Origin of the sequence: Bradyrhizobium genomosp. III, assembly GCF_000261705.1 — a bacterium.
Lineage (GTDB): Bacteria > Pseudomonadota > Alphaproteobacteria > Rhizobiales > Xanthobacteraceae > Bradyrhizobium > Bradyrhizobium ottawaense.
In genome coordinates this window covers 1-5,516 of sequence record NZ_AJQF01000556.1, presented here as the reverse complement: position 1 = coordinate 5,516, position 5,516 = coordinate 1, and the positions used below count along the sequence as shown (strand labels likewise).

The following is a 5,516-nucleotide window of genomic DNA, read 5'->3' as shown; positions in this document are numbered from 1 at the left end:
GTCGCATATTGGCTCAATTGAGTCTGGACCCTAGTCCCATCAGTAGCGCTCGGTGAAATTAAAATCAACGGCGACACAGCGCCGTAGTCGGGGAAGCGCAGAGGGCTTCCTGTTGAAATCACACGGGCCGGGTCTGCACGCGCCACCGCGCGTACACATTCAGCGCGCGAGCGGGCCACTCTCGGGTAACGTGGCCCTTGTCGGTATCGAGACCAATGTGAGCAACTTGGCGCCACACGCCGCGACGAAGTGCCCGCATAGCCTGCGAATTCACTTCGGCACGCGACTTGCTCTCTTTGCGGCATCACCACCAATCGCTTGCGATGATCCTTGGGGGCGGACTCGGCGCGCGTCGCTGTTAGCGTCTGGTCCGCCCCGACGGTTTGCTGCGGCGATAACTTAAGGGCGCTCGGTCGTGGGCCGAGACAGTACAGGGAAGTGTTGGATGCGATCCGGAGTTCTTCTTTTAGGAGCCACGACAATTGCGCTCGTCGCAAACGGTGCAGCGAACGCGGCAGACCTTGAGCCAGAAACTGCCGCCCGCGGTGTGGAACTGGTCGGGAGGCTATATTGGCGGGCACCTCGGCGGCGGCTACGGCCGAACCTCCTTCAGCAATCCCTACGGTCCGTCAATCTATGGCGATGTCGTCGATACCCCAGTGCTTCTCGCGGGTGGCCAGGTCGGCTACAATTGGCAGAAGAATGGCTGGGTGTTCGGCGTCGAACTCGATGCCAGCGGTGCTGTCTCCGACGGCACGAATACTTGCCTCGCCGCCTCCGGCTTTGTCGTGAGTGCAAACTGCAAGGCAGGTCCCAACGTCTTTGCCACCGGGACTGGGCGTGTCGGTTACGCGTTTGGCGCGCTGGGCCGCACGTTGGCCTATCTTAAGGGAGGAGTGGCTTGGCAAAACAATCGAGGCGACGTCGTCAACAAGTTTGAAGGCGGCGCGCCACAGGAGAAAACCCATTTCGACTATGGTCGCCTCGGTGGCGTCATCGGGCTAGGCGTCGAGCAAGCACTTACGTCTGCATGGTCGGTCAACGTCGAGTATGACTATCTCCATTTCGGCGGGCCGAGTGTCGCAACGCCTCCGACGGTGCAGAATCCGCCGTTCGCCATTCTTCCGGCGAACATAACCAGCCTCTCCAGCAGCTATCACATCGAAAGATCGGGTTGAACTACCATTTTGGCGCCGACCCGTGGGTGGTGCAATGGCCCGATGCGCCGCTCTACGCAAAAGCGCCCGCCGGCGCGGCGCCGATTGCTTACACGGCCGGTTGGTCGTTCGAAGGCGGATCGCGACTCTGGCTCAGCCGGGGTCGATTCCAATGGGACCGCAGCGCAGTGGCCTCCGGCGGCCTTGAAGACCCCAGCATGCTAACATCGAGGCTCACCTATCACGGACTTGACGGACTTTCCGGGGAGCTATTTGGCCGTCTCGACAGCCCGTTGGGTGTTCCTGAAGGGCAACATTGGCCTTGGGCGCTTCGACAAAGGACACATGAACGACGAAGATTGGGGCCTCCCCCGAACCTCTCCTATGTCAACAAGATATCAGGCCAGGCCAACGGGAGGTACACCTACTACACGGCCGACGTAGGTTATGATTTCCTCCGCGCCGCCAACTACAATGTCGGCGGCTTTATCGGCTGGACGTATTACGAACAGAGCTCCGACTCGAGGGGGGGTGTACAGATAGCTGCCCCACCTCCATGCTTGGCGCCGGACGACGACCAGGTCGTTGGCAGCCAGAATACTCAATGGAATGCAGCTCGTGTCGGCCTAAGCGCCGAAACCATGCTCACCGAGCGTTGGCGTTTGAACGCTGACGTCGCTTACCTGCCCTGGACCGATTTCAAGGGGCGTGACCATCATCTCTTGCGCCCGACGACCATGTTTGATGAACAACAGAGCAATGGGGGCCGAGGCGTCCAGGTTGAAGGCGTCTTGTCCTACTTCGTCACCAGGAACTTCAGCGTCGGCGTGGGTGGCCGCTACTGGGCGATGTGGACCAACAGCCGAAGCGACTCATTGTGCAGCAGCAGCGGCTGCGTTGAACCGACCATGCTTGCGAAGTACAGCATGGAACGCTGGGGTACGTTCTTTCAGGCGTCCTATAAGCTCGATTGAAAAGACCGCACCAAAAGCCAAGAGCCAGGCTTTCGACGCCCCCTCAAGCTTTGGTAGTGACCATCCACCTCCGCGCCACCTGGACCGGCATGCGGATTATCCGAGCCGTTGTTGCAGGCGAGCGCAATCCCGACGTGTTGGCAACCTATCGGGACGTGCGTTGTCATTCTTCGACCGAGACAATCCGCGCGGCACTGGTTGGCAACGACCGGGAAGAACATGTCTTCGCCCTCCGTCAATCGCTGGAACTATACGACGTTTACCAGGCGAAAATGCGGACTGCGACCGCAAGCTCGAAGCCTTGATCGCCGTATTGAGCAACAAAGGGGCAAAAGCGGGCGCAAAGTTATCAAAGCCACGCGTTAAGACCAAGCAGGTCAACACACCTACCTTCGATGTCAGGGCCGCGCTGTACGGAATGCTCGGCGTCGATTTGACTGAGATCCATGGGTTAGGTCCGTCCCTCTCGCTGAAGCTCATCGGCGAGTGCGGCACGGATCTGAGGGCATGGCCGAGCGCCAAGCACTTCACCTCCTGGCTCTGCCTTGCATCGGGCAACAAAATCTCCGGCGGCAAGGTGCTGTCTTCACGCACACGAAGATCGTCCAGTCGGGCAGCCGCACTGTTGCGATTGGCGGCCACTACTGTCGGACGGAGCGATACGGCGCTCGGCGCATTCTATCGCCGGCTATCCTCACGTGCAGGCAAATCAAAGGCGGTGACGGCGACCGCCCGCAAGATCGCAGTTCTATTCTACAACACCCTGCGGCACGGCATGCACTACAGAGATCCGGGTGCAGACCAATATGAGCGACAATATCGCAGCCGTGTGCTCGCCAACCTTCAGCGCCGAGCCAAATCACTGGGCTTCGTGTTACAGGCTCTTCCGGGGGACGCCAATCCGGCTGTTTCCTAGGAAGGCCGCAGCCTACTTCGCGAAGAAGCGACATGAAGTTCGCCTTCGTCGCGAAGCACCGGACGATCTGGCCGGTGGCATGGCTATGCGATGCGCTGGGAGTGTCGCGGTCGGGCTTCCATGCCTGGCTGAACCGCTCTCCCAGCGCCAGATCCCGCAGCGACGAGGAGCTCGGCGGCAAGGTCAAGGCCAGCTTCGTCGCCAGCGACCGCACCTATGGCGCACGCCGGGTGTGGCGTGACCTGCTCGCCGACGGGGCGGATTGCGGCCTGCACCGGATTGAGCGGCTGATGCGCCTGCAAGGCTTGCGGGCGCGGCCGCGACGTCGGCGCTTGCCGAAGGATGACGGCGATCGACAGCTCGAGACCGTACCGGCGAACCTCCTTGACCGGCAGTTCGCCGCCGAGTGTCCCAGTCCACCAGCGAGCAGTTCCAGCGCCTGATGGCCGACCACGGCATCGTTTGCAGCATGAGCCGTGGCGCAAGCTTGCGAAAGATGCGCAGTTCGGTCGATCGTCGGAAAGCTGGACGCTGATCAACTACAGCCTGTTTTGGAGGGCATCGAAGAGGCCGTCGCGGCTCTCGAAGCAGCCGAGGATCACGCCAATCCAAGAACCTGCGAGAAGCGAACTGCCGAGCGCAGAGCCAACCGCGGTCAGCTGCCGGAGTATTTGCCGCGCATCGTCGAGACCCTGATGCCCACTGCAACCTGCCGCCCGTACTGCGCAGGCGTCCTTTTTGAAATTGGGAGCGATGAGAGCCAGAGGCTCGACGTCGTACCGGCGCAGTATCGCGTAATCGTCACTCGCCGGCCCAAACTGGCCTGCCGCGCTTGTCATGGCGTCGTCCTCCAGCATGCCGGGCCCGAACACTGCCCACGGAGCGGCTGGTCAGCGCATGTGATCGATGCCAAGTATCATTGGCATTTGCCGCTTTATCGCCAGGCGCAGATGTTGGCGACGCACGGCATCGCCATCGACCGTCGGCCAAGCCGGTAGTCTGGCTACGTGGCGGCTCAGGGCGATCACGTCCGCAAGCGTGGTCGGCTTGGAGTGAGCACGTCTGCATACTCCTCGAGAGCCAACCTTCTTTCCTCGCTGATCGCGTCGGCGGCATGAAACTCGAGACCTGCGACAAGTTTCGCGGATACCGATACCGCGGCGGCGTGCTGCACCGAACGCTCAATCACATCAAAAATCGTATCAAATTCAGTCGCCATGGCGCATTTGCCCCAGGCCACATTAGATCGGCACCAACCAATCCTGGTAGGTGCTTCCAGTCCTTCTCAGCGATACTGCTTGGTAGCACCCTTGGGAATTGAGCCTCTCGGGGTGCCGCGGTGGTCGGTCTCGCTTATCCAAGGGCGAAGGCTGGCCACCGAAGTTTGCAGCGCGTGGTAGGGATAAGCGCTTCCGGAGGCGTGAGCGCCGAGTCACCGCCGGCAACTTCACTGGCCGCGCGGGCGCGGTAGGGACAGCGTCGGGTTCTCACTCCCGACGGCGCCGAGTCATGTCCGCGTGCCTCCAAGTCCGCGTGTGCGCCGCGGAGTGGAGCAACCATGATGCCAAATTTATTGCCTCGTACGATCTAAAAGAGGCAAGGTCGGACCCGCACGAGCGCTTTCTTACAAATGCGATCGAGTGCGGCTGGTCTCCCGGGAGTTTGGACCCTGACGACATTCTATTTGGAGGGTTCATTTGTCGATCAAACGCAAACGGTCGCAGCACTCAACCATCAATCCAGCCTTCGACTCCAACGAGAAAGAGAGACTTGCTAGCAGCTAGGCCACATCTACGACGATTGAAGCTGCTACGTTCCGGTTCTCGTGAATAAGGGAAACTAAGGCGCGGCAGTTGGTCTCCGCGGGTACAGCAAACAGGCCAGCCTACAAGGCGCTGCTCCTTGGAGCCCACCAAATCCGGTAGTTGAGGCGACCGCGGCAGATTTGCAGAGTACGACCCCGTTTATCGATCCCAGGGGCGATGCCGGAGCAAGCTTATGGCAAGCGTTCAGTACTTCGTCACGCGCCATAAAGGCCAGTGGATGGTTGCGCTCAATTGCGAGTACTCCGGCCCCTACGCCACTGAGGAAGAGGCGATCCGCGTCGCGGTCGACGCTGCCCACAAGGAGGGAAAGGTAGGACGCGACGCTCAGGTTCTAGTTCAGGGCCATGACCACAGGTTCAGACACGAGTGGACATATGGCCAGGACCCATACCCACCGTCCGGCTAAATCGGGCTGGCGCTGGCCTTCTGGGCCGATCTCGGACACGGCCCTCAGGTGGTCACCCCGTAGTTTTGCAGCAGCGCCTTCTCGATCGCGGGCAAACAACTTGGCTTTGGCGCGCTGTCGACCAGAAAATGGCTTCGTTCTCGACGTCTTGATCCAGCGCCGAACGCGCTGCGCAGCGGCTCATGAAGAAGCTGTTGAAATACGCCGGCACGCCGCCGCGCGTGATGATCACGGACA

Annotated in this window: 4 protein-coding genes and 4 pseudogenes; 7 read left to right on the top strand and 1 reads right to left on the bottom strand. The window is 60.8% G+C overall.

Going from position 1 to position 5,516, the window contains the following annotated elements; genetic code table 11:
• The first annotated feature begins 521 nt into the window (after positions 1-521).
• The 5 genes and pseudogenes from IC66_RS48910 to IC66_RS44820 all read left to right on the top strand — a co-directional run.
• Entirely contained in the window at positions 522-1,178 is a 657-nt protein-coding gene (locus IC66_RS48910) for an outer membrane protein (RefSeq protein WP_232208678.1), read from the top strand.
• Complete coding sequence (locus IC66_RS48905) at positions 1,175-2,131, top strand: omptin family outer membrane protease (protein ID WP_244429251.1); 957 nt, start codon at positions 1,175-1,177, stop codon at positions 2,129-2,131. The genes IC66_RS48910 and IC66_RS48905 overlap by 4 nt, the downstream gene beginning before the upstream one ends.
• Before the next feature lie 83 nt (positions 2,132-2,214).
• A pseudogene (locus IC66_RS44825) lies at positions 2,215-3,047 on the top strand (transposase); the annotation flags it as partial.
• 29 nt (positions 3,048-3,076) lie between these two features.
• A pseudogene (locus IC66_RS0141885) lies at positions 3,077-3,463 on the top strand (IS3 family transposase); the annotation flags it as partial.
• Positions 3,464-3,530: 67 nt separating this feature from the next.
• Positions 3,531-4,030, top strand: a pseudogene (locus IC66_RS44820) (IS66 family transposase zinc-finger binding domain-containing protein); the annotation flags it as partial.
• Between the two features lie 41 nt (positions 4,031-4,071).
• Here the strand turns inward: IC66_RS44820 and IC66_RS0141875 are convergent.
• Positions 4,072-4,266, bottom strand: coding sequence for a hypothetical protein (locus tag IC66_RS0141875; protein ID WP_232208676.1), 195 nt, complete (start codon positions 4,264-4,266; stop codon positions 4,072-4,074).
• A 779-nt stretch (positions 4,267-5,045) separates the two neighbouring features.
• Here IC66_RS0141875 and IC66_RS49380 point away from each other — a divergent pair.
• A complete protein-coding gene (locus tag IC66_RS49380) occupies positions 5,046-5,279 on the top strand; it encodes a DUF2188 domain-containing protein (RefSeq protein WP_018648284.1) in 234 nt (77 codons plus the stop codon).
• Positions 5,280-5,305: 26 nt separating this feature from the next.
• Positions 5,306-5,516 (top strand): annotated as a pseudogene (locus IC66_RS44815) (DDE-type integrase/transposase/recombinase); the annotation flags it as partial.

Bases quoted from the DNA above. Each gene is read 5' to 3' on its own strand.
- IC66_RS0141875 (WP_232208676.1), bottom strand. From the start codon at position 4,266: ATGGCGACTGAATTTGATACGATTTTTGATGTGATTGAGCGTTCGGTG.
- IC66_RS49380 (WP_018648284.1), top strand. From the start codon at position 5,046: ATGGCAAGCGTTCAGTACTTCGTCACGCGCCATAAAGGCCAGTGGATG.